Below are 23,274 nucleotides of genomic sequence, written 5' to 3' on the forward strand. Positions count from 1 at the left end.
TCCGCACAAGGTGCCGCCCCCTTTGAGATCCGGAGCCGTGGCCGGAGGTGAGGGTGAGGTTCCCGGCCGCCGGCTCCGGTGGTTCTAGCGGCCGTTGGCCGCCGCGCGGCCCGACTCCAGGCGGGCCACGGGGATACGGAACGGGGAGCAGGAGACGTAGTCCAGGCCCACCTCGTGGAAGAAGTGGACGGACTCCGGGTCGCCGCCGTGCTCACCGCAGACGCCGAGCTTGAGGTCGGGGCGGGTGGCCCGGCCGGCCTGGGCGGCAGCGCGGACCAGGGAGCCGACGCCGTCCTTGTCGATCGTCTCGAAGGGGCTGACGCCGAAGATGCCCTTCTCCAGGTACGCGGTGAAGAAGCTGCCCTCGACGTCGTCGCGGGAGAAGCCCCACACGGTCTGGGTGAGGTCGTTGGTGCCGAAGGAGAAGAAGTCGGCGGACTCGGCGATCTGAGCGGCGGTCAGCGCGGCCCGGGGCAGCTCGATCATGGTGCCGAGGGAGAGCTTGAGGTCCACGCCGTGGGCGCGCTCGACCTCGGCGATCACCTGCTCGGCCTCCTCGCGGACGATCTCCAGCTCCTGGACGGTGCCGACGAGCGGAATCATGATCTCGGCGCGCGGGTCGCCCTTGGAGTTCCGGCGGGCGGCGGCGGCCTCGGCGATGGCCCGGACCTGCATGGCGAACAGGCCGGGGATGACGAGGCCGAGGCGTACGCCCCGCAGGCCCAGCATCGGGTTCTGCTCGTGCAGCCGGTGGACGGCCTGGAGCAGCCGCAGGTCGTTCTCGTTGTGGTCCTTGCGGGACTCGGCGAGCGCGACGCGCACCGACAGCTCGGTGATGTCGGGCAGGAACTCGTGCAGCGGCGGATCGAGCAGCCGGACGGTGACGGGCAGCCCGTCCATCGCCTCGAACAGCTCCACGAAGTCCTTCTTCTGGAGCGGCAGCAGCTCGCCGAGGGCGGCGTCGCGCTCCTCCTCGCCGTGGGCGAGGATCAGCCGCTCGACCATCTCGCGGCGCTCACCGAGGAACATGTGCTCGGTGCGGCACAGCCCGATGCCCTGGGCGCCGAACCGGCGGGCGCGGGCGGCGTCCTCGGCGTTGTCCGCGTTGGCCCGCACCCGCAGGCGGCGGACCCGGTCCGCGTACGCCATGATCCGGTGGACGGCGCCGATCAGTTCGTCGGCGTCGTCGGCGCCCGCGTGCATCCGGCCCTCGAAGTACTCGACCACCGGGGACGGGACGACCGGGACCTCGCCCAGGTAGACCTTGCCGGAGGAGCCGTCGATCGAGACGACGTCGCCCTCCTCGATGACCAGGTCGTCCTTGCCGTCGGCGCTCGGCACGATCATGCGGCGGCGCTTGGTGTCGACCTCCAGGTCCTCGGCGCCGCACACACAGGTCTTGCCCATGCCGCGGGCGACGACGGCGGCGTGCGAGGTCTTGCCGCCGCGGGAGGTGAGGATGCCCTCGGCGGCGATCATGCCGTCCAGGTCGTCGGGGTTGGTCTCGCGGCGGATGAGGATGACCTTCTCACCGGAGCGGGACCACTTGACGGCGGTGTACGAGTCGAAGACCGCCTTGCCGACGGCGGCGCCCGGGGAGGCGGCGATGCCGCGCCCGATCTTCCGTACGGCGTCGCTCGCCGCGGCCTCGTCGTCGAAGCGCGGGAACATCAGCTGCGCGAGCTGCGCGCCGTTGACCCGGCGCAGCGCCTCGGCCTCGTCGATCAGGCCCTGGTCGACCAGCTGGGTGGCGATCCGGAAGGCGGCACCGGCGGTGCGCTTGCCGACCCGGGTCTGCAGCATCCACAGCTTGCCGCTCTCGATGGTGAACTCGATGTCGCACAGGTCTTTGTAGTGCGTTTCGAGCGTTTCCATGATCTGCATCAGCTCGTCGTACGAGCGCTTGTCGATCTGCTCCAGGTCGGCGAGCGGAACGGTGTTGCGGATGCCCGCGACGACGTCCTCGCCCTGGGCGTTCTGGAGGTAGTCGCCGTAGACGCCTTGGTGGCCGCTGGCCGGGTCGCGGGTGAAGGCGACGCCGGTGCCGGAGTCGGGGCCGAGGTTGCCGAAGACCATGGAGCAGATGTTGACCGCGGTGCCCAGGTCGTGCGGGATGCGCTCCTGGCGGCGGTAGAGCTTGGCGCGGTCGCCGTTCCAGGAGTCGAACACGGCGCGGACGGCGAGGTCCATCTGCTCGCGCGGCTCCTGCGGGAAGCTGCGGCCGGTCTCCTGGGAGACGATCGACTTGAACTCGGCGACCAGTTTCTTGAGGTCGGCGGCGTCGAGGTCGATGTCGACGGTGACGCCCTTGGCCTGCTTGGCCGCGTCGATGGCCTCCTCGAAGAGGTCGCCGTCCACACCCAGCACGGTCTTGCCGAACATCTGGATCAGGCGGCGGTAGGAGTCCCAGGCGAACCGGTCGTCGCCCGCCTGCGTGGCGAGCCCGGCGACGGACTCGTCGGAGAGGCCGATGTTGAGGACGGTGTCCATCATCCCGGGCATCGAGAACTTCGCGCCGGAGCGTACGGATACCAGGAGCGGGTCGTCGGCCTGGCCGAGCTTCTTGCCCATCTTCCCTTCGAGGGCTTCGAGGTGCGCACTCACCTCGTCGCGGAGGGCCACGGGCTCGGAACCGCTGTCGAGGTAGACCTTGCACGCCTCGGTGGTAATGGTGAACCCCGGTGGCACGGGGAGACCGAGATTGGTCATCTCGGCGAGGTTCGCTCCCTTCCCGCCGAGCAGGTCCTTGAGATCCTTGTTGCCCTCGGTGAAGTCGTAAACGAACTTCTGCTGATCTTGTGTTTCCGGCACGGGACTCGATCTCCTCGGCTCGGCTGCCCTGACGGCGGGGAGCGTACCCAGATCGAAGGCTCCTGAGTATGTCCACTCCACCGTCATCGGGCCGTAACCACCCGCCTGCCACGTGTTCGAAAGTGCGCCGCCGATAAGGATGGTGCGAGCCACTCCTTCAAGAGTCGAACACATGCACACGCCACGCATATGGGGAAACGGGGATTCACTACTGTGTGTCATTACTGGTTCGAGGTCTCGAACATCGAGAGCGTGGCACTGAGTGCCATACATTGAGGAGGTGAGCACAGCGGACGACCGCCGAACCACCTCTTCGTCACCGCTCATCTGAGCGAAGGCTTGATCAGAGTGGCGAGAATCACCCCCCTCCAGGGTGCCTCGTCTCACTCCATGGACACAACGAGAGGCTAGTCGCTCAGATGAGCGATTCGCAGGTGAGCGGCCGTCACGGGGCCGGTATCGTGCCCCCACACGCCACGATCACGCCACGCCGAGGAGGCCCAGTGACCAGCGCCCGGCGCGCGCTCGCGCAGGTGGTGCCCGGCGCGCGGCACGTCCTCGACGAGAACTGGACCGGCTCCTCCACGGTCCCCTCCCGCGGCCTCTATCCGCACCAGTGGAGCTGGGATTCGGCGTTCATCGCGATCGGATCGCGTCATCTTTCGGTACGCCGCGCCCAGCGGGAACTGGAAACCCTGCTCAGGGCCCAGTGGGACGACGGCCGGATCCCCCACATCGTCTACAACCCCGCGGTGCCGCCGGGCGCCTACTTCCCGGGCCCGGACTTCTGGCGACCGGCCGCGGCGCACACCGGCGCCGCGCCCGCCGCCCCGCCCGGCATCGCGACGTCCGGGATCGTCCAGCCGCCGGTGCACGCGCTCGCCTGCCTGCTGGTGCACCGCGCCGACCCGCGCGCCTCGGCACGGTCCGGCTTCCTGGCCCGTACGTACCCCCGGCTCGCCGCCTGGCACCGCTATCTGACCGACCGGCGCGATCTGGGCGGGGGCGGGCTGGTGTCGGTGGTCCACCCCTGGGAACCGGGCATGGACAACAGCCCCTGCTGGGACGCCCCGCTGGCCCGCGTCGAGCCCGTCCCGCCGGAGACGTTCCGCCGCGCCGACCTCGACCACGGCGCGGCCACCGACCGCCCGACGGACCTGGACTACGGGCGGTACGTACGGCTCGCGGCGGACTACCGGGACGGGGGCTACCGGGACCGCCCCGGCGCGCTCGCCTTCGTGGTCGAGGACCCGGGCGTCAACGCCCTGCTCATCGCCTCCGAACACGCCCTGGCCGAGATCGCGCAGAGCCTCGGCGCGGACCCCCGCCCGCACCGCGCCCGGGCCGCCCGGCTGACCGCCGCCCTTCTCGACCGGCTGTGGGACCCGGCCGCCGGGCTGTTCCTGTGCCGCGATGTGCGCGGCGGCGGCCTGATCCCCGAACGGAGCGCGGCGGGCCTGCTGCCCCTGCTCGTCCCGGACCTGCCCCGGACCACGGCCGACGCGCTGCTCCGTACGGCCGCGGGCGAGCACTTCGGGCTGGGCACCTCGGTGCGCCTGGTCCCCAGCTACGACCTGCGCGGCCCCGCCTTCGACCCGTCCCGCTACTGGCGCGGCCCCGCCTGGTTCAACGTCAACTGGCTCCTGGAGCGCGGCCTGCGGCTGCACGGCGCCGTACCCGAGGCGGACGCGCTGCGGTCCGCCGCCCTGGAGGCGGCCACCGCCTCCGGGTTCGCCGAGTACGTCGACCCGTACACGGAGGAGGCGCGCGGCACCCTGGGCTTCAGCTGGACGGCGGCCCTGACGCTGGACCTGGCGGTGGCGGCGGCCGGGTGAGGCCGCTCAGCCGCCTGACCGCTCAGCCGCCCGAGGTAGCCAGCTCCGCGTCCGCGGTGACGCCCGCGCAGTCGTACGGGTCCGCCAGCCAGCCGTCCGGGAGGACCACCCGGTTGCGGCCCGAGGTGCGGCCGCGGGGGCCGTCGGCGCCGGGCGGCCACTCCTGGTCCAGGTCGAGACCGGCCAGCAGGTCGTCCAGCTCGGCCAGGGACGAGGTGATCGCGAGCCGCTTGCGCATCTCGGAGCCGACCGAGAAGCCCTTGGTGTACCAGGCGACGTGCTTACGGAAGTCGATCACGCCGCGCTCCTCGTCCTCCAGCCACTCGGCGAGCAGCTCGGCGTGGCGGCGCATCACGGCGGCGACCTCCTTCAGCGTGGGCCGGGCGGGACCGCCCCCGCCGCCCGGCTCGAACGCCGCCACCAGGTCGCCGAAGAGCCACGGCCGCCCCAGGCAGCCGCGCCCGACGACCACGCCGTCGCACCCGGTCCGGGCCATCATCCGCGTCGCGTCCTCGGCGGACCAGATGTCGCCGTTGCCCAGCACCGGGATCTCCGGGACGGTCTCCTTCAGCCGCGCGATGGCGTCCCAGTCCGCCGTGCCGCCGTAGTGCTGGGCCGCCGTGCGGCCGTGCAGCGCGATCGCGGTCACGCCCTCCTCGACCGCGATCCGGCCCGCGTCGAGGTAGGTAATGTGGTCGTCGTCGATGCCCTTGCGCATCTTCATGGTCACCGGCAGCGAACCGGCGCCCGTGACGGCCTCGCGCAGGATCGCGCGCAGCAGATTCCGCTTGTACGGGAGCGCCGAGCCGCCGCCCTTACGGGTCACCTTGGGCACCGGGCAGCCGAAGTTGAGGTCGATGTGGTCGGCCAGGTCCTCGTCCACGATCATCCGTACAGCCTTGCCGACGGTCACCGGGTCGACCCCATACAGCTGGATGGAGCGCGGCTTCTCGGTACCGTCGAAGTGGATCAGCCGCATGGTCTTGGCGTCCCGCTCGACCAGCGCCCGGGTGGTGATCATCTCGCTGACGAACAGCCCCTTGCCGCCGCTGAACTCCCGGCACAGGGTGCGGAACGGCGCGTTGGTGATCCCGGCCATCGGCGCGAGCACCACCGGTGGCTGGACCGTATGCGGGCCGATCTGCAGCTGTGTCTGGGTCATGGGGTGAGCTTCCTCGCGGTGCGGGTAGGACGTCTGTATGGGTGGCCGTACCGGGCCGTCGTACGAGTCGTGGTTCGCGTCGTCGTACGGACCGGACCTCTCATTGTCCCGCACCCGCGCAGGGGATCGGCCGGGCGGTTCATACCGTCGTCCCCCCGACATCGTTGTAGCGTTCAACCATGCCTGAGCTCAGCCCTCGGCGGCGCATGCTCGTGCTGGCGATCTGCTGCATGAGCCTGCTGATCGTCAGCCTCGACAACACCGTACTGAACGTCGCCCTGCCCTCGATGCGCACCGATCTGCACGCCTCCGTCTCCGGAATGCAGTGGACGATCGACGCGTACACGCTCGTCCTCGCCGCGCTGCTGATGCTCGCCGGGTCGACGGCCGACCGGCTGGGGCGCAAGCGCGTCTTCCAGACCGGGCTGGTGATCTTCACCCTCGGCTCGGCGCTGTGCAGCGTCGCGCCCAGCCTGGAAGCGCTGGTGGGCTTCCGCATGGTGCAGGCCGTCGGCGGTTCGATGCTCAACCCCGTGGCCATGTCGATCATCACCAACACCTTCACCGAGCCCCGGGAGCGGGCCCGGGCGATCGGGGTGTGGGGCGGGGTCGTCGGCATCAGCATGGCGGCCGGGCCGATCGTCGGCGGGGTGCTGGTGGAGTCGGTCGGCTGGCGGTCGATCTTCTGGATAAACCTTCCGGTCGGGCTCGCGGCGATGGCACTGACCGCCCGCTACGTACCGGAGTCGCGCGCTCCGAAGCCCCGCAGGCCCGACCCCATCGGCCAGCTGCTGGTCATCGCCGTGCTCGGCTCCCTGACGTACGCCATCATCGAGGCGCCGGAGTACGGCTGGGGCTCGCCGCTGATCGCCGTGTGCACGGCGGTCGCCGTCGCCGGGCTCGTCGCGCTGATCCGATACGAGCGGCGGCGCGACGAACCGCTCATCGATGTGCGCTTCTTCCACAGCGCCCCCTTCAGCGGGGCGACGGTCATCGCGGTGAGCGCGTTCGCGGCGCTCGGCGGCTTCCTCTTCATGAACACGCTCTATCTGCAGGACATCCGCGGGCTCACCGCCCTGCAGGCCGGGCTGTGGATGCTGCCGATGGCGTTCATGTGCTTCGTCTGCGCACCGCTGTCCGGGCGGCTGGTGGGCCACGGCGGGCCTCGGCTGCCGCTGCTGCTGGCCGGGGTGACGATAGGAGCCAGCGGGGTGCTGTTCGCGGTGTTCGACGCCGAGGCCAGCAATGCGCTGATGCTGACCGGCTATCTGCTGTTCGGCATCGGCTTCGGCCTGGTCAACGCGCCCATCACCAATACCGCGGTCTCCGGGATGCCCCGTTCGCAGGCCGGGGTCGCGTCCGCCGTCGCCTCCACCAGCCGCCAGGTGGGCCAGTCGCTGGGGGTCGCGGTGATCGGCGCGGTGCTGGCCGCGGGCGCGGCGGCCGGGGCGTCGGGTGCGGGGGCGGGCCACAAGGCCACGGCCGCGGCCACCGCCGCGTTCGTGGACGCCGCCCGCCCCGCCTGGTGGATCATCGCCGGTTGCGGTGCCGTCATCCTGCTGCTGGGCGCCCTGACCACCGGCCGCTGGGCGCTGGCCACCACGCGGCACGCCGCCGCGCTGTTCGAGGACGGCGGGCCGACGGGTCAGACCTCGGCCAGCTCGAGCGCGCGGGCGTGAAGCGTGTCCAGGCGCTCACGGGACTCCGCGTCCACCGGGGTGTAGGTGAGCAGCTTGGGCCCCTGGCTGGGGCCGGTCCACAGGCTGGTCGAGGTCAGCCGCAGCACGCCCACGCTCGACTGCCGGAAGACCTTGATCTTGTCTGTGGGCCGCAGCACCTCATGCCGCGCCCAGATCTCCCGGAACTCCGGTGACGCCTCCTCCAGCCGCCTCAGCAGCGCCTTCCAGGCGGGCTCGGCGACGTGCTCGGCCATCGCGGCGCGGAACTTGGCGGCCATCACCCGGATCGTCTCGTCCCGCTCGACCAGGCTCGCGCACCAGTCCTCGTTGGTGAAGGCCAGCCACATGCAGTTGCGGTCTTCCGGCGGGAGCGCGTCCAGATCGCACATCAGCAGCCGGTAGGTGCGGTTGTAGGCGAGGAGGTCGAACCGGGCGTTCTGCACGCACGCCGGGAACGGCTCCAGCTGCTCCAGCATCACCTGCAGCGACTGCGGCACCCCGGCGCACTCGTTCCCGGCGGTCGGATCGGCCTCTCCGGCGAGGATGAAGAGATGCGCGCGCTCGCTGCGGTCCAGGAGCAGCGCGCGGGCGATGGCGTCGAGGACCTGCACCGAGACATGGATGTCCCGGGCCTGCTCCAGCCAGGTGTACCAGGTGACGCCCACCGCGGAGAGCTGGGCGACCTCCTCGCGGCGCAGCCCGGGGGTCCGCCGACGGCGGCCGCGGGGCAGCCCCACCTGCTCGGGGGTGATCCGCTCCCGGCGGCTGCGCAGAAAGGCCGCCAGCTCGGTCCGTCTGATGTCGGCGCCGCCCGCGGTGGCCGTGGCACCCTGCACGGTGATGGTCATGGGTCCAGAGTGCCCGAGCGCTCAGCCGGTTGCCAGGTACTTCCAGTACCAGGATAAAGAGACTCTGGTACCCGTCTGAGCGGGGCGGCATCGTCTGAAGCGTGACCGAAACCGAAATTCCCACCAGAAGCCTCGCCCCGGCCGCCCGGGGCACCGCCGCGACCTCGTCCGGGGCGGCCTCGTCCGCCGCGGCCTCGTCCGGCGCGACGCCGCCCGGTGGGGCGCTGAGCGGAGCGGGGCTGTTCACCCTGCTGCTCGGGGCGGCCCTCCCTCTGATCGACTTCTTCATCGTCAACGTGGCCCTGCCCACCATGGAACGCGATCTGCACGCGGGCCCGGCCGTACTGGAGCTGATCGTCGCCGGGTACGGCGTGGCGTACGCGGTGCTGCTGGTCCTCGGCGGACGGCTGGGCGACTCCTTCGGGCGGCGTCGGCTCTTCCTCGCCGGAATGGCGGCCTTCGGGCTGACCTCGCTGGCCTGCGGCCTCGCCCCGGACGCGTGGAGCCTGGTCGCGGCGCGCATCGCCCAGGGCGCCTCGGCGGCGCTGATGCTGCCGCAGGTGCTCGCCACCATCCACTCCTCGACGAGCGGTTCGCGCCGCGCCCGCGCGCTCAGCATGTACGGCGCGACGGCCGGTCTCTCCATGGTGGCGGGGCAGATCCTGGGCGGGGTGCTGGTGGCCGCGGACATCGCGGGCACCGGATGGCGCGCGGTCTTCCTGGTCAACGTCCCGGTCGCGCTGATCGGCCTGGTCCTGGCCCTGCGTACGGTGCCCGAGACCCGCTCGGACCGGCCCGCCCCGGTGGACGTGCCGGGCACGGTGCTGCTGGCCGTCTCGCTGATCACGCTGATGGTGCCGCTGACGGAGGGGCGGGCGGCGGGCTGGCCGCTGTGGACCTGGCTGCTGCTGGGCGCGTTCCCCTTCGCGGCCGTGGCGTTCTACGTGATCGAGCGCCGCGCCGACCGGGCCGGTCGCACCCCGCTGCTGCCGCCGAGCCTGTTCGTGCTGCGCGGGCTGCGGCGCGGACTGCCGATGGTGGTGCCGTTCTCGATCGGCTTCGGCGGCTTCATGTTCGTCATCGCGGTCGCGCTCCAGCAGGGCCTGCGGTACGGGCCGGTCGCGGCCGGTCTGGCGCTGGCGCCGATGGCCACCACCTTCTTCGTGGCCTCGCTCATGGGTCCGCGCCTGGTCGGCCGGTACGGCGCCCGCGTGGTGACCGCCGGGGGGCTGTTCCAGGCGGTGGGCCTCGGGCTGCTGATACTGGCCGTGCTGCGCGACTGGCCGGACCTGTCCCTGGCCGGGCTGCTGCCGGGGGTCGCGCTGGCCGGTTTCGGGCAGGGGCTGCAGCTGCCGGTGCTGATCCGGATCGTGCTGGCCGAGGTGCCGAACGAGCGGGCCGGGGTGGGCAGCGGCGTGATGGTCACGACCCAGCAGTCCTCACTGGCCCTGGGCGTCGCCACGCTGGGCTCGCTGTTCCTCGCGCTGGCGCCGTCGGTGGGGATGGGCGACGCGCTGGTGATCACGCTTGCGGCGCAGCTCGCGGCGGTGGCGCTGACGGTGGTGCTGAGCCTGCGGCTGCCACGCGTGGTGGCGTGAGCGGCGGACAAGGAAGAGCGAGTAATCGCCTCTGCCACGCTGGTTAGCGCGTATCACCCGTCACGCCTCCGTCTCTCACCGCAAGGAGCACCCCCATGCAGATGCGCCAACTCGGCACCACCGGCCCCCACGTCTCCGCGGTCGGCCTCGGCTGTATGGGCATGTCCGCCCTGTACGGCCCCACCGACCGCGCCGAGTCCCTCGCCACCGTCCACGCCGCGCTCGACGCAGGGGTCACCCTGCTGGACACCGGCGACTTCTACGCCATGGGCCACAACGAGCTCCTCATCAACGAGGCCCTGCGCACCGCCCCCGCCGCCCACCGCGAAAGGGCGCTGCTCAGCGTGAAGTTCGGGGCACTGCGCGGCCCCGACGGCGGCTGGTCCGGCTACGACGGCCGCCCGGCTGCGGTCAAGAACTTCGCCGCCTACTCGCTCCAGCGCCTCGGCGTCGACCACATCGACGTCTACCGCATCGCCCGCGTCGACCCCGACGTCCCGATCGAGGAAACCGTGGGCGCCATCGCCGAGCTGGTCGAGGCCGGGTACGTACGGCACATCGGGCTCTCGGAGGCGGGCGCGGAGACCATCCGCCGGGCCGCCGCCGTCGCACTGATCAGCGATCTGCAGATCGAGTACTCCTTGGTCTCCCGCGGCATCGAGGACGAGATCCTGCCGGTCTGCCGTGAGCTGGGCGTCGGCATCACCGCGTACGGAGTGCTCTCCCGCGGGCTGATCAGCGGCCACTGGAGCCGGGACCGCAAGCTCGCCGACACCGACTTCCGCAGCTTCAGCCCGCGCTTCGGCGGCGAGAACATCGACCACAACCTCGGCCTGGTCGAGGCCCTGCGCAAGGTCGCCGACGGCAAGGGCATCAGCGTCGCGCAGACCGCCATCGCCTGGGTGCTCGCCCAGGGGCCCAAGCACGCCGCGGCCATCGTTCCGTTGATCGGCTCCCGCACGCGTGCACAGCTGACGGAGGCGCTGGGCTCGTTGGGCGCTACGCTCGACGCCGACGACCTGGCCGCGATCGAGGAGGCCGTTCCGGCTGGCGCCGCAGCGGGCGACCGCTACCCGGAGACCCAAACCACCTCCCTCGACAGCGAGAAGAATTGACGTGCTCCCCGGACTAATGACCGGGGATGCCTGCCACGGTCGGGTGACCGTCTGGGTGGCTTCCTGCTTCAACGCGCTGTGCCGGGACTGTCGTCCTGGTCTTACCCGCGCTCTGCGAGGCGTTTAGCCTGTCCGCCCGTCCGGCGGCCAGGGTGTTCCGGGAGGCGTTGTCGTCGCGGTCGTGGACGATCCCGCACCCTTTGCACGTCCATTGGCGGACGTGGAGGGGCTTAGGGCCGTCCTTGACGCCGCACACGGAGCACCTCTGCGAAGTCGGCTCGAACCGTCCGATCTTCCCGAAATACCGGCCGTGCTTCACCGCCTTGTACTCCAGCATGTTCACGAACGCCGACCATCCGGCGTCATGCACGGACTTGGCAAGCCGAGTCCGCGCGAGGCCGGACACCGCGAGGTCTTCCACATACACCGCTTGGTTGTCACGGATGATCTGTGTGGAAGCCTTGTGGTGCCAGTCCCGGCGCCGGTCAGCCACCCGGGCATGCTGCCGCGCGACCCGGGCACGGGCCTTGACCCGGTTCTTCGACCCTCTGGCCTTGCGGCTCAGGTCCTTTTGCAACCGTTTGAGCTTCTTCTCGGCGCGGCGCAGGAACTTCGGGGAGTGGATGCGGGTGCCGTCGGACAGGACAGCGAAGGTGGACAGCCCCAGATCGATGCCGACCTCGGTATCCAGCTCAGGGAGGATGTCCGGTTCGGTGTCCACCACGAAGCTCATGAAATACCGGCCCGTACAGTCCCTGGTGACCGTCACAGAGGTGGGTGCGGCCGGCAGCGGCCTGGACCAGGTGACCTTGATTGCGCCGACCTTGGCCACATAGACCGTGCCGTTGTCCTGGAGGGAGAAGGCGTTGGCATTGAGGCGGATGGACTGCCGGGTGTCCTTCTTCGACTTGTATCGGGGCGGTGCGACCTTGCGGCCTTTGCTTGTGCCCTTGAGAGAGTCGAAGAAGTTCTTGTAGGCACTATCCAGGTCGCGCAGTGACTGCTGGAGCACAACCGAGGACACCTCGGCCAGAAAGGCGCGCCCGGTGGTGCGCTTGGCCTGGGTGATGCGACGCCGGGACAGCTCGGCCGACGTCACATACGGCAGCCCCGCCGCATGTGCTTCTTTCCGGTCGCGCAGGCAGTCGTTCCACACCACACGGACGCACCCAAACGCACGCGCCAGTGCGACGCGCTGAGCCGTGTCCGGATGGGCCCTGTAGTTGTAGCGGAGCTGCACGAGCAGGATCGTACGTTGGTCTCATGCGTGGCGAGGACAGATGTCGCCGCGACAGGCGTGTGGTTTCGGCAATGAACGTTCACTTGATCTTTATGACCAATCCACGATCCTGTATGCGCGGCTGAGTGGTCGGCCCCGGGCGTGGAGCTGGCCTTCGCCGCCGTCTGCGACCTGCTGCTGAGCAGCCTCCGGGCGTAGCTGCCCCGCCTGCTGCCGGGCGGCGGTCTGCCCTCCGCCCACCCGGCGCTCAGCGCACGCCCAGGAACCGCAGCACCGCCAGCACCCGGCGGTGGTCCGCGTCGGCGACCGGCAGGTCCAGCTTAACGAAGATGCTGTTGATGTGCTTCGCCACCGCGGACTCGCTCACCACCAGCGCCGCGGCGATCCCCGCGTTCGACCGTCCGCCCGCCATCAGCTCCAGCACCTCCCGCTCCCGTCGCGTCAGCCGGTCCAGCGGGTCGCTGTGGCGGCGGACGAGGAGCTGGGAGACGACCTGCGGGTCCAGCGCGGTGCCACCGCCCGCCACCCGCCGCAGCGCGTCGATGAACTCCTCCACGTCCGCGACGCGTTGCTTCAGCAGATAGCCGATCCCGCTCGTGTGCGCGGTGAGCAGATCGGCCGCGTACCGCTCCTCCACGTACTGCGAGAGCAGCAGCACCGCCGTGTCCGGCCACTGCCGCCGGATCAGCAGCGCGGCCCGGACGCCCTCGTCCGAGAAGCCCGGCGGCATCCGTACGTCCACCACGGCGATGTCCGGGCGGTGCTCCTCCACCGCCGTCAGCAGACCCTCCGCGTCCGACGCCTCCGCGGTCACCTCGAAGCCCGCCATCTGGAGGACTTTGACGAGGCCGATCCGCAGCAGCACCGAGTCCTCGGCGATCACAGCACGCACGGCAGCTCCACGGTGACGACGGTCGGGCCCCCGCGGGGGCTGCTGATCTCGAACGTGCCGTCCACCGAGCCCGCCCGCTTGGCGAGCCCGGTGAGGCCCGTGCCCCGGGCGGCGTCGGCCCCGCCCGCCCCGTCGTCGGCGACGACGACCCGGAGCGTGTCCCCGGTGCGGACGACCGTGACGTCGGCCCGCTCCGCCCGGGCGTGCTTGGCGACGTTGGCGAGGGCCTCGGATACGACGAAGTACGCGACGGCCTCCACGGTCGGAGCGGCCCGCTCCGGCACATGGACGTGCAGCCGAACCGGCAGCGGGGCGCGCGCCGCGATGCCGGAGAGGGCGGCGTCCAGGCCGAGTTCGTCGAGGACGGCCGGGTGCAGCCCGCGCACCAGGCTGCTCAGCTCCTCGATGGCGCCTTTGGCCTCCCGGTGCGCCTCCTCGATCACCTGCCGGGCCTCGTCCGGCAGATCGGTCAGCGTGGCCTTGGCCAGGCCCAGGTTGACCGCCATGGAGACCAGTCGCTGCTGGGCGCCGTCGTGCAGATCGCGTTCGATGCGGCGGCGCTCGGCGTCGGCCGCGTCGACCGCGCCCGCCCGGCTCTCGGTCAGGTCCTCGACCCGGCGCTCCAGTTCCCTGGCCGGTACGGGGCCCAGCAGCGCGGTCGCGGCGCGCGTGTCGATCCGTACGAGGGCGCCGATGAGCGCGTAGGCGAGGACCAGCAGGATCATGCCGCCCGCCGTGACGTAGGCGGCCTGGGTCGAGTACCCGACGTGTTCGAGCCGCCAGGACAGCGGGACGCCCCAGACCCAGATGTACACGGTGGCGGCCACGAGACCGACGAGAGCCATCGTGACGGCCAGCACCCCTCCGAAGGCGACCGCCGGTCCGGCCAGCAGGTGGTACCAGAGCTGCCGCGGGGCCCGTCCGGGTCCGGTGATCCCGACGTCGAGCAGTTCCCTGAAGCGCCACCGCTGGACGTACGTCAGCACGGGCGTGGCCACGGCCGGGATCACGAGGGGGAGGGTGAGGGCGAGCATGACCTCCCCCAGGGTCGAGGTGTCCTCGTAGACCAGCCACGGAACGCTCATCGGTATCGCCCAGGCCACGAACTGCACCGCCGCGCCCGCGAGACCGAAACCGAGGTCGCGCCGCAGCCGGTGAAGCGTCCGCTCGAACGCGGGCCGCGGCACGGTGGGGAGTCTCATACGGCGACTCTAGAGCGGCTCGGTGCGGCCGCGCGCTGAAGCGCGGGCCCGGAAAAGGGGTGCAACCAGTGCCACCCCATATCGGCAACTGCCATGACCGACAGGGGCGGTGGCGCCGACAAGGCTGGGGGCAGGCCCGATCCCCGGGCCGTCCGGAAGGAGACCCACCCCATGACCGCCCTGTACGCCCCCGCCCGGACCGCGCGGCCCGGCCGGACCGCATCGCGCTTCCGCCCGGCGTGGATCGCCCGGGTACGCCCCGAGCCGGTGCTGCTCGCCTCGGGGGTGGCGCTGGTCCCCTGGCTGTACGTACTGGCGCGGACGCTCCCGTCCACCGCCCGGGTCACGCACTGGAACGCGGCCTGGGTGGGGCTGGACGCGCTCGAAGCGCTCGGGCTGCTGTCCATCGCCGTGCTGCGGACGCGCGGGGACGACCGCCACCGCCTCACCGCTGCCGCCACCGGCACACTGCTGGTGGTGGACGCGTGGTTCGACACGGTGACGGCCGCTACGGGCGGGGAACTGGCGGGCGCCGTCGCGATGGCGCTGGGCGCGGAACTGCCGCTGGCCGCGCTGTGCGCGGCGCTCGCGCTGGGCGGCACGCCGAAGGCCACCCGAGAGGTCAGCCCTGCGACGCCGCCCACCACAGCATCACCGCGGCCACCGCGAAGCACGCGAACATGATCAGCAGGGCCTGGCGGCGGGCCGCCGCGTCGGCCGTCATGCTCGGGGAGCCCAGGGCGCCGTGGGCCTGGGCGAGGTGGTCGAGGCCCTTGTGGCGGGCACCGCCGTAGGTGATCTGTTCCTGCCAGTCACAGTGCAGGCAGCCGAGGAGCCTCCGCTGCCCCCGGCCGTAGCCATAGCTGACCTCGAAGACGGTGCCGTCCTCGCCGGTGGCGGTGATGTGATGCGTCACGCCTCGCATGGTTGGTGAACCCCCGTTCCTGCCGAACCCCTGCCGAACCGAACCTGCCGAGCCGACGACGGGCTCCGGCGCCGCGGCATTCTATCCGCGGTGCCGGAGCCCGTCCTCGTGCTGTACGACCTGCCGTACGTGCTGGTCAGCAGCCGATCAGGCGGCCGCCCAGGTACGACTGGATCTGGTCGAGGGAGACCCGCTCCTGCTTCATCGTGTCGCGTTCGCGCACGGTCACCGCGTTGTCGTCGAGCGTGTCGAAGTCGACGGTGACGCAGAAGGGCGTGCCGATCTCGTCCTGGCGACGGTAGCGGCGGCCGATGGCGCCCGCGTCGTCGAACTCGATGTTCCAGTGCTTGCGCAGGTCCGTCGCGAGCCCCTTGGCCTTCGGGGAGAGCTGCGGGTTGCGGGACAGCGGCAGCACCGCGACCTTGACCGGGGCGAGCCGCGGGTCGAGCTGCATCACGGTGCGCTTCTCCAGCTTGCCCTTGGCGTTGGGCGCCTCGTCCTCGATGTACGCGTCGAGCATGAAGGCCAGCATGGCGCGGCCGACGCCCGCAGCGGGCTCGATGACGTACGGGGTCCAGCGCTCCCCGGCCTCCTGGTCGAAGTACGACAGGTCCTGGCCGGACGCCGCGGAGTGCGCCTTGAGGTCGTAGTCGGTGCGGTTGGCCACGCCCTCCAGCTCACCCCACTCGGAGCCGCCGAAGCTGAAGCGGTACTCGATGTCGGCGGTGCGCTTCGAGTAGTGGGAGAGCTTCTCCTTCGGGTGCTCGTACCAGCGGATGTTGCTCTCCTGGATGCCGAGGTCCCGGTACCAGTTGTAGCGCTGCTCCATCCAGTACTCGTGCCAGCTCTCGTCCTCACCCGGCTTGACGAAGAACTCCATCTCCATCTGCTCGAACTCACGGGTGCGGAAGATGAAGTTGCCCGGCGTGATCTCGTTCCGGAAGGACTTGCCGAGCTGCGCGATACCGAACGGCGGCTTGCGGCGCGAGGTCTGCTGCACGGCGAGGAAGTTGGTGAAGATGCCCTGGGCGGTCTCGGGGCGCAGGTACGCGACCGAGCCGGAGTCCTGGGTCGGGCCGAGGTGGGTGGAGAGCAGCCCGGAGAACTGCTTGGGCTCGGTGAAGCTGCCCTTGTTGCCGCAGTGCGGACAGTTGAGGTCGGCCATGCCGTTCTCGGGCAGCTTGCCGTGCTTGGCCTCGTAGGCCTCCTCCAGGTGGTCCGCGCGGAACCGCTTGTGGCAGGAGGTGCACTCGGTCAGCGGGTCGGTGAAGGTGGCGACGTGGCCGGACGCCTCCCAGACCTCGCGGGCGAGGATCACGGACGAGTCGAGTCCGACGACGTCGTCGCGCGAGGTGACCATGGAACGCCACCACTGGCGCTTGATGTTCTCCTTCAGCTCCACGCCGAGCGGTCCGTAGTCCCACGCGGCGCGCTGGCCGCCGTAGATCTCGCTGCACGGATAGACGAAGCCACGGCGCTTGCTCAGGCTGACGATGGTGTCGATCTTGTCGGCGGCCACGGTGCTCTCTTCATTGATGACGACATTGGAGGACGCGAAGCGAATGCTTCAGGTTACCGGCGGCGGCACCCCCCGGATCAAATCGATACCGGAACTGATCAAGAACAAGACCCTTGTTGACAACCGTTTCCATCTTTGTTGAAAATGAGAGTCATGAACATACGCCGCCTCTCGCCCGCGACAGCCCTTGTCGGGGCCGCCGCGATGGGCTTGACCACCCTCACAGCCTGCTCCTCCCACCCCGGAGACGGAAGGACGGACGGCAAGCTCGATGTGGTGGCGTCGTTCTACCCGATGCAGTTCCTCGCCCAGCGCATCGGGGGGAGCCATGTCAATGTCTCCTCTCTGACCAAGCCGGGCGTCGAACCGCACGACCTGGAGATCAGCCCCCGGCAGACGGCCCAGCTCAGCAAGGCCGGGCTGGTGGTCTACCTCAAGGGGCTCCAGCCCGCCGTCGACCGGGCCATCGGCCAGGCCGAACCGCGGCACACCGCCGACGCCGCCTCGTACACCTCCCTGGAGGACCACGGGACGGAGGTGGAGGGCGAGGAGGGCCACGAGCACGGGGACGGCCACGACCACGGACACGAGGCGCACAAGGCCCACGAGGGCGACGCCGCCGCCGATCCGCACATCTGGCTCGACCCGGTGCGCTACGCCCAGGTCGCCGAGGGCGTCGGCAAGGCCCTGCGGAAGGCGGACCCGGACCACGCGGCCGCGTACAAGAAGAACACCGCCGCCCTGGTGAAGCAGCTCGGCGTCCTCAACGACGACTTCGCGACCGGCCTGAAGGGCCGCGGTACGGACACCTTCATCACCACCCACGCCGCGTTCGGTTATCTCTCCGAGCGCTACGGGCTCCGCCAGGAGGCCATCTCCGGGCTCGACCCGGAATCCGAGCCGAGCCCGGCACGGATGCGGGAGCTGCACACGCTCGCCAAGAAGGACAAGGTCAGCACCGTCTTCTTCGAGACGCTGGTGAGCGACAAGACGGCGAAGACCATGGCGGGCGATCTCCATATGAAGACGGGCGTCCTCGACCCCATCGAGGGGATCGGGACGAAGTCCAAGGGCCGCGACTACTTCGAAGTCATGCGGTCGAACCTGACGGCCCTGCGCAAGGCGCTCGGGGCGGGCTGATGCGCGACACGACGGAGGAATCCATGGCGAAGGAACCCGAAGGCAGCGCACGGCCCGGCGAACCGGCGGAACGAGGGCGCGGCGCGGCGACCGCCCCCGCCTCCGGGGCCCCCGACGCCGACCCGGTCATATCCCTGCGCGGCGCCACCGCCTCGCTCGGCGGCCGCCCCATCCTGCGCGGCATCGACGTGACCGTGGGCCGCGGCGAGGTCGTCGCGCTGCTCGGCGCGAACGGCTCGGGCAAGTCGACCGCCGTGCGCGCCGTCGTCGGCCAGGTGCCGCTGACCGGCGGCGAGCTGGCGCTGTTCGGCACCCCCGGCCGCCGCTTCCGCGACTGGGGCCGCGTCGGCTACGTACCGCAGCGTACGACCGCGGCGAGCGGCGTCCCCGCGACCGTCCGCGAGGTCGTCTCGGCCGGGCGGCTCGCGCGCCGCCGGTTCGGACCGCCGCGCAAGGCGGACCGGGCGGCCGTGCACCGCGCCCTGGAGCTGGTCGGCATGGCCGACCGCACCCGCGACCCGGTCGGCTCGCTCTCCGGCGGCCAGCACCAGCGCGTGCTGATCGCCCGCGCGCTGGCCGGTGAACCCGAGCTGCTGATCATGGACGAGCCGATGGCCGGGGTCGACCTGGCCAGCCAGGAGATCCTCGCCGGGACGCTGCGCGAGCAGGTCGCCGCGGGGACCACCGTCCTCCTCGTCCTCCATGAGCTGGGCCCGCTGGAGCCGCTGATCGACCGGGCGGTGGTGCTCCGCGACGGCTGTGTCGTCCACGACGGCCCGCCGCCCAAGGCCGTCGGCCAGCATGCGCTGCCCGGCCACGATCACGTCCACCCCCATGCGGCGCCCGACGCCGAACCGATCCGGACAGGGTTGCTGACCTGACATGCTGGAAGTCCTCGACTACGCCTTTATGCAGCGGGCCCTGCTCGCCGCCGTCCTCGTCGGCATCACCGCCCCCGCCGTCGGCATCTACCTCGTCCAGCGCCGCCAGGCGATCATGGGCGACGGGATCGGCCACGTCGCGCTCACCGGCGTCGCGCTCGGCTTTCTGACCGGTACGAATCCGGTCTGGACCGCCGTCCTCGTCTCCGCCCTCGGCGCCATCCTGATGGAGCTGATCCGCTGGTACGGCAAGACCCGCGGCGACCTCGCGCTCGCGATGCTCTTCTACGGCGGCATGGCCGGTGGCGTCCTGCTGATCAACCTCTCGCCGACCGGCTCCAACGCCAACCTCACCACGTACCTCTTCGGCTCGATCACCACCGTCTCGCAGCAGGACGTGGTCGTGATCAGCCTCCTCGCGGCCTTCGTCGTACTGATCACCCTCGGGCTGCGGCGGCAGCTGTTCGCGGTCTGCCAGGACGAGGAGTTCGCCCGGGTGACCGGGCTGCCGGTCCGTACGCTCAACCTGCTGCTGGCCATCACCGCGGCCGTCACCGTCACCGTCGCCATGCGCGTCGTCGGCCTGCTGCTGGTCAGCGCCCTCATGGTGGTCCCGGTCGCCGCCGCCCAGCAGGCCACCCGCGGCTTCGCGATGACCCTCGCGCTGGCGGTCGCGATCGGGGTCGTGGTCACCCTGTCCGGCACGGTCTTCTCCTTCTACAAGAACGTGCCGCCCGGCGCGAGCATCGTCGTCCTCGCCATCGGCGTCTTCGCCGTCATCACCGCGCTCGCCGCGCCGCTGGCCCAGCGGCGTGCCAGACAACGCGCCGGGCGGCCGGCCGAGGCGGCCGAGGGGCAGTGCACCCTGAAGGACGACGTGCTCGTCTAGCGCACAGCTAGTCCGTAGCGGATCCGTTAGCTGGCACAATGGCCAGGCAGACGACAGACGCTTACGGGCAAGCGAGGTTGAGGAGGCAACTGTGGTGACCGCGGGTCCCCCAGTACGCGGCCGGTCCACCAGGCAGCGCGCCGCGGTGGCGGCGGCGCTGGACGAGGTGGACGAGTTCCGCAGTGCGCAGGAGCTTCACGACATGCTCAAGCACCGCGGCGACTCGGTCGGCCTAACCACCGTCTACCGCACCCTCCAGTCCCTCGCCGACGCCGGGGAGGTAGACGTCCTCCGCACCACCGAGGGCGAGGCCGTCTACCGCCGCTGCAACAGCGAAGAGCACCACCACCACCTGGTCTGCCGCTCCTGCGGCAAGGCGGTCGAGGTCGAGGGCCCGGCGGTCGAGAAGTGGGCCGACGCGATCGCCGCCGAGCACGGCTTCGTGGACGTCGCCCACACCATCGAGATCTTCGGCACCTGCGGCGACTGCGCCGCCCCGGCGACCGACGGCTAACGCCTCGGCTGGTTGAACCGCAGCAGATTCCCCGCCGGGTCGCGGAACGCGCAGTCGCGCACGCCGTACGGCTGGTCGATCGGCTCCTGCAACACCTCGCCGCCCGCCGCCCGGATGTGCTCGAACGTGGCGTCGACGTCGTCCGTCGCGAAGAGGACCCCGCGCAGCATGCCCTTGGCGAGCAGTTCCGCCATGGCCTGCTTGTCGGCGGGCGAGGCGTTGGGGTTCGCGGCGGGCGGTTCGAGGACGATGTTGACGTCCGGCTGCGACGGCGACCCCACGGTCACCCAGCGCATCCCCTCGAAACCGACGTCCTGGCGGACCTCCAGACCCAGGATGTCGCGGTAGAACTCAAGGGCCTTGTCATGGTCGTCGACGGCTATGAAGCAGGTCGAAAGCGTGATGTTGTTGTCCATGTCTGTCACGCTACGACCGGGCGGCGGGATCCGCTTCTCCATTCCTGACCGGATCCCTGACCGGTCGGGTAAAGACCTTGGCCACGCAGGCCGGAATGTCCGCGCCGTGCTCATGATCACGCGCCCGGTACGCGCTCGGGCTCTCGCCCACCAGCTCCGTGAACCGCGAGCTGAACGACCCCAGCGACGTACACCCGACCGCGAAGCAGACCTCCGTCACCGGCAGATCCCCCCGCCGCAGCAGCGCCTTGGCCCGCTCGATCCGGCGCGTCATCAGGTAGCTGTACGGCGTCTCCCCGAAGGCCGCCCGGAAGCTCCGCGCGAAGTGCCCCGTCGACATCAGCGCCCCACGCGCCAGCGCGGGCACGTCCAGCGGCTGCGCGTAGTCCCGATCCATCCGGTCCCGCGCCTTCCGCAACCGGACCAGGTCATCCAGATTCACCCCCTCAGCATCACACGCCGCCGCAGACGGCGGCCGGGCGCCGTACGGGCACGCTGTGAAGCCCCCGGGAAGATCGCGGCGAGCGCGGTTCGGCCGGGGCCCGCTGGGCAGGTCGGCCCTCGTGAAGATAAAGCGCATCGTCCAGCTCGCCCTTTTCGGCGCCCTGGTCGCCTACGTTTCCGTTCAGGCGACCCTCCTCATCGGCCCTTCCACCGAGGAGACGTCCGTCGGGAAGGCCCCCTCGCGAGGTAGGACCGCCGACGTGCCCGCGCTGAAGGATGGAAAGATCCTGCCCGCCGACGAGTGGCCGGACGCCTGCTCATTGGTGACCCAGGAGGACGTCGAGGCGATCCTTCCGGACGCCGAGGAAATCCAGCAGACCGAACGCCCGGTCCCGGCGCTCTCGATCAAGGACTTCGCCGCGGACTCCTCGTGGAAGGAGAGCAACCGGGCTCAGTTCGGCGAGTGCCAATACGTCATGCGGCTGCCGGGCGAGACACACAGCGCCACCCAGGCATGGATCCGCATCGACGCCGTGGCCGACCCCAAGCTGATAGCCGGCTACTTCGAGCGCGCCGCGGTGGGGTCCCCCGGCGGGAGCACGGACGGAGCGGACAAGTGCGTCATGGCCTTCCTCACCGACCAGAACTGGACCTGCCGCAAGGGCCCCCTCATGTACACGGTCGGCGGGCAGACCACCGCGACGTTCGAAGGCCAGCAGGGCCCGGCACCCTTCCAGTGGCGCGACAAGGTGACCCCGAAGCTCGTACGGACCATCGCCTCGAAGGTCCCGTAGCCCTCGCTGCCCTTGCTCAGTGGTGCATCCGCGCGCCCTTGAGGACCTTGTCCACCGCGTTCCGCGGCCCGTAGACAGCCAGCCCCACCAAGTCGAGCTGATCGGTGCCCACGGCCCGTACAGCGGCCCGGTTGTCCCGGTCGTTGCCCGTGCCGAACAGATCCGACGTGAACACGGCCCTCGGCAGCGCGCGGGACAGCGCGCGGCCGTGCGCGGTGGTCAGCGTCTCCTTCGCCCCCTCGAAGACCAGCACGGGCTGCCGGAACATCGACAGATACGCCGTGCCGTCGGCATCCGCGTACGGCTCGCCGATCACCTCGGGAGCCGCCGTGCCGAGCCCGCTGACGAGGAAGGCGGTCACATTGAGCCGCTGCCAGGTCTCCAGGTCGTCGCGCAGCAGTACGGCGATCTTCGTGTCGAAGCGGACGGGGGCGTGCTCGGTCGTCTCATCAATCGTGCTCATGCTGTGAGACTGCAGGCTGCACGCCCTCGCCGTCTTGTACGTTATTTGCATGGCGCCCCGACAGACCATCTCGGCCTGGCGCCCGTCGGTCCCGGGCGTCAGCGAGGTCTTCCACGCCCACTTCACCGAGCACGCCTACCCCATGCATGTCCACGACGCCTGGACCCTGCTGATCGTCGACGACGGCGCCGTCCGCTACGACCTGGACCGCCATGAGCGGGGCACCCCCAACGACACCGTCAGCCTGCTGCCGCCGCAGGTCCCGCACAACGGCTCCCCCGCCACCGCGCACGGCTTCCGCAAGCGTGTGATCTACCTCGACATGACGCAGCTGGACGCCAGCCTCATCGGCCCGGCGGTAGACGGCCCGGACCTCACCGATCCTGTGCTCCGCCGACGCATCGGCCAGTTGCACGCCGCCCTCGCCATCCCGGGGGACGAACTAGAGGCGGAAAGCCGCCTGGCCCTCATCAGCCAGCGCCTCCGCGAGCACCTGCGCCCCAGGCTCGCCATCGCCGCCGCGGCGCCCGACCGTGGCATCGCCCAGAACCTGCGCGACCTCCTCGACGAACGCTTCGTCGAAGCCCCCACCCTGGAAGAGGCCGCACGCCTCCTCCACGCCCACCCCGCCCATCTCGTACGCGCCTTCAGCACCGCGTACGGCATCGCACCCCACCAGTACGTGACGTCCCGCCGCATCGACCTCGCCCGCCGCCTCCTCCTGGACGGCCAACCCCCGGGAGAGGTCGCCCACGCGGTGGGCCTCTACGACCAGTCGCACCTGACGCGCCACTTCAAGCGGGTCGTGGGGATCGCCCCGGGACGGTACGCCCGCACGGGGGCCCATCAGCGGCCTGGTGATGGTCGACGCTCGCTCACGGTACGGTCGCCGGGCGGAGTCGGTTGA

Annotated in this window: 22 protein-coding genes; 11 read left to right on the forward strand and 11 right to left on the reverse strand. The window is 70.8% G+C overall.

What is annotated here, in order from left to right; all coding sequences use genetic code 11:
* Positions 1 to 84: 84 nt before the first annotated feature.
* Positions 85 to 2,811, reverse strand: a complete 2,727-nt coding sequence (ppdK, locus tag ACZ59A_RS04455) for a pyruvate, phosphate dikinase (protein ID WP_470953372.1) — start codon at positions 2,809 to 2,811, stop codon at positions 85 to 87.
* 503 nt (positions 2,812 to 3,314) lie between these two features.
* Here ppdK and ACZ59A_RS04460 point away from each other — a divergent pair.
* A complete protein-coding gene (locus tag ACZ59A_RS04460; protein WP_470953374.1) occupies positions 3,315 to 4,646 on the forward strand; it encodes an MGH1-like glycoside hydrolase domain-containing protein in 1,332 nt (443 codons plus the stop codon).
* Positions 4,647 to 4,668: 22 nt separating this feature from the next.
* Here ACZ59A_RS04460 and dusB read toward each other — a convergent pair whose 3' ends face one another.
* Positions 4,669 to 5,808 carry a tRNA dihydrouridine synthase DusB gene (gene dusB, locus ACZ59A_RS04465; protein WP_468055007.1) on the reverse strand — a complete coding sequence of 380 codons (1,140 nt, stop codon included), beginning with the start codon at positions 5,806 to 5,808 and terminating at the stop codon, positions 4,669 to 4,671.
* Between the two features lie 179 nt (positions 5,809 to 5,987).
* On the opposite strand from dusB, the gene ACZ59A_RS04470 reads away from it, so the two are divergent.
* Positions 5,988 to 7,487, forward strand: a complete 1,500-nt coding sequence (locus ACZ59A_RS04470) for an MFS transporter (RefSeq protein ID WP_470953377.1) — start codon at positions 5,988 to 5,990, stop codon at positions 7,485 to 7,487.
* On the opposite strand, the gene ACZ59A_RS04475 is transcribed toward ACZ59A_RS04470, so the two are convergent.
* Positions 7,454 to 8,335, reverse strand: coding sequence for a helix-turn-helix transcriptional regulator (locus ACZ59A_RS04475; protein ID WP_468055010.1), 882 nt, complete (start codon positions 8,333 to 8,335; stop codon positions 7,454 to 7,456). The two genes, ACZ59A_RS04470 and ACZ59A_RS04475, sit on opposite strands and share 34 nt — an antisense overlap.
* A gap of 101 nt (positions 8,336 to 8,436) precedes the next feature.
* On the opposite strand from ACZ59A_RS04475, the gene ACZ59A_RS04480 reads away from it, so the two are divergent.
* Positions 8,437 to 9,933 carry an MFS transporter gene (locus ACZ59A_RS04480; protein WP_470953380.1) on the forward strand — a complete coding sequence of 499 codons (1,497 nt, stop codon included), beginning with the start codon at positions 8,437 to 8,439 and terminating at the stop codon, positions 9,931 to 9,933.
* 95 nt (positions 9,934 to 10,028) lie between these two features.
* The gene (locus ACZ59A_RS04485; protein WP_470953383.1) at positions 10,029 to 11,048 is read left to right on the forward strand and encodes an aldo/keto reductase; all 1,020 of its coding nucleotides are present in this window, start codon (positions 10,029 to 10,031) and stop codon (positions 11,046 to 11,048) included.
* A 13-nt stretch (positions 11,049 to 11,061) separates the two neighbouring features.
* Here ACZ59A_RS04485 and ACZ59A_RS04490 read toward each other — a convergent pair whose 3' ends face one another.
* The 3 genes from ACZ59A_RS04490 to ACZ59A_RS04500 all read right to left on the reverse strand — a co-directional run bounded on the left by ACZ59A_RS04490 (position 11,062) and on the right by ACZ59A_RS04500 (position 14,382).
* Complete coding sequence (locus ACZ59A_RS04490) at positions 11,062 to 12,288, reverse strand: RNA-guided endonuclease InsQ/TnpB family protein (RefSeq protein ID WP_470953386.1); 1,227 nt, start codon at positions 12,286 to 12,288, stop codon at positions 11,062 to 11,064.
* 247 nt (positions 12,289 to 12,535) lie between these two features.
* Positions 12,536 to 13,180 carry a response regulator transcription factor gene (locus ACZ59A_RS04495; protein ID WP_470953389.1) on the reverse strand — a complete coding sequence of 215 codons (645 nt, stop codon included), beginning with the start codon at positions 13,178 to 13,180 and terminating at the stop codon, positions 12,536 to 12,538.
* Positions 13,168 to 14,382: a sensor histidine kinase gene (locus ACZ59A_RS04500; protein WP_470953392.1), complete on the reverse strand. Its 1,215-nt coding sequence runs from the start codon at positions 14,380 to 14,382 to the stop codon at positions 13,168 to 13,170. The genes ACZ59A_RS04495 and ACZ59A_RS04500 overlap by 13 nt, the downstream gene beginning before the upstream one ends.
* Positions 14,383 to 14,553: 171 nt before the next feature.
* On the opposite strand from ACZ59A_RS04500, the gene ACZ59A_RS04505 reads away from it, so the two are divergent.
* Entirely contained in the window at positions 14,554 to 15,066 is a 513-nt protein-coding gene (locus tag ACZ59A_RS04505) for a hypothetical protein (RefSeq protein ID WP_470953395.1), read from the forward strand.
* On the opposite strand, the gene ACZ59A_RS04510 is transcribed toward ACZ59A_RS04505, so the two are convergent.
* Complete coding sequence (locus tag ACZ59A_RS04510; RefSeq protein ID WP_470953398.1) at positions 15,005 to 15,307, reverse strand: hypothetical protein; 303 nt, start codon at positions 15,305 to 15,307, stop codon at positions 15,005 to 15,007. The genes ACZ59A_RS04505 and ACZ59A_RS04510 overlap by 62 nt on opposite strands.
* A 136-nt stretch (positions 15,308 to 15,443) precedes the next feature.
* Entirely contained in the window at positions 15,444 to 16,826 is a 1,383-nt protein-coding gene (locus ACZ59A_RS04515; RefSeq protein ID WP_468055019.1) for a glycine--tRNA ligase, read from the reverse strand.
* A gap of 153 nt (positions 16,827 to 16,979) precedes the next feature.
* Between ACZ59A_RS04515 and ACZ59A_RS04520 the strand changes: the two genes are divergently transcribed.
* From ACZ59A_RS04520 to ACZ59A_RS04535, 4 genes are all read left to right on the forward strand, one after another.
* Positions 16,980 to 17,966, forward strand: a complete 987-nt coding sequence (locus ACZ59A_RS04520; RefSeq protein WP_470953400.1) for a metal ABC transporter substrate-binding protein — start codon at positions 16,980 to 16,982, stop codon at positions 17,964 to 17,966.
* A 23-nt stretch (positions 17,967 to 17,989) separates the two neighbouring features.
* Entirely contained in the window at positions 17,990 to 18,847 is an 858-nt protein-coding gene (locus ACZ59A_RS04525; protein WP_470953402.1) for a metal ABC transporter ATP-binding protein, read from the forward strand.
* A 1-nt stretch (position 18,848) separates the two neighbouring features.
* Complete coding sequence (locus tag ACZ59A_RS04530) at positions 18,849 to 19,736, forward strand: metal ABC transporter permease (protein WP_470953405.1); 888 nt, start codon at positions 18,849 to 18,851, stop codon at positions 19,734 to 19,736.
* Positions 19,737 to 19,827: 91 nt separating this feature from the next.
* Positions 19,828 to 20,250, forward strand: a complete 423-nt coding sequence (locus tag ACZ59A_RS04535; protein WP_468055026.1) for a Fur family transcriptional regulator — start codon at positions 19,828 to 19,830, stop codon at positions 20,248 to 20,250.
* Here the strand turns inward: ACZ59A_RS04535 and ACZ59A_RS04540 are convergent.
* Together ACZ59A_RS04540 and ACZ59A_RS04545 are read right to left on the reverse strand one after the other, a co-directional pair.
* Complete coding sequence (locus ACZ59A_RS04540) at positions 20,247 to 20,666, reverse strand: VOC family protein (protein WP_470953408.1); 420 nt, start codon at positions 20,664 to 20,666, stop codon at positions 20,247 to 20,249. The two genes, ACZ59A_RS04535 and ACZ59A_RS04540, sit on opposite strands and share 4 nt — an antisense overlap.
* A 10-nt stretch (positions 20,667 to 20,676) precedes the next feature.
* Complete coding sequence (locus tag ACZ59A_RS04545) at positions 20,677 to 21,063, reverse strand: helix-turn-helix transcriptional regulator (RefSeq protein WP_468055094.1); 387 nt, start codon at positions 21,061 to 21,063, stop codon at positions 20,677 to 20,679.
* Positions 21,064 to 21,229: 166 nt separating this feature from the next.
* Between ACZ59A_RS04545 and ACZ59A_RS04550 the strand changes: the two genes are divergently transcribed.
* Positions 21,230 to 21,904: a hypothetical protein gene (locus ACZ59A_RS04550; protein WP_470953411.1), complete on the forward strand. Its 675-nt coding sequence runs from the start codon at positions 21,230 to 21,232 to the stop codon at positions 21,902 to 21,904.
* 16 nt (positions 21,905 to 21,920) lie between these two features.
* On the opposite strand, the gene ACZ59A_RS04555 is transcribed toward ACZ59A_RS04550, so the two are convergent.
* Positions 21,921 to 22,367 (reverse strand): DUF2000 family protein, encoded by a 447-nt coding sequence (locus tag ACZ59A_RS04555; protein WP_470953414.1) that lies wholly within the window; start codon positions 22,365 to 22,367, stop codon positions 21,921 to 21,923.
* Between the two features lie 49 nt (positions 22,368 to 22,416).
* Between ACZ59A_RS04555 and ACZ59A_RS04560 the strand changes: the two genes are divergently transcribed.
* The gene (locus tag ACZ59A_RS04560; protein ID WP_470953416.1) at positions 22,417 to 23,274 is read left to right on the forward strand and encodes a helix-turn-helix transcriptional regulator; all 858 of its coding nucleotides are present in this window, start codon (positions 22,417 to 22,419) and stop codon (positions 23,272 to 23,274) included.

The organism is Streptomyces sp. NPDC040405 (genome assembly GCF_055595765.1).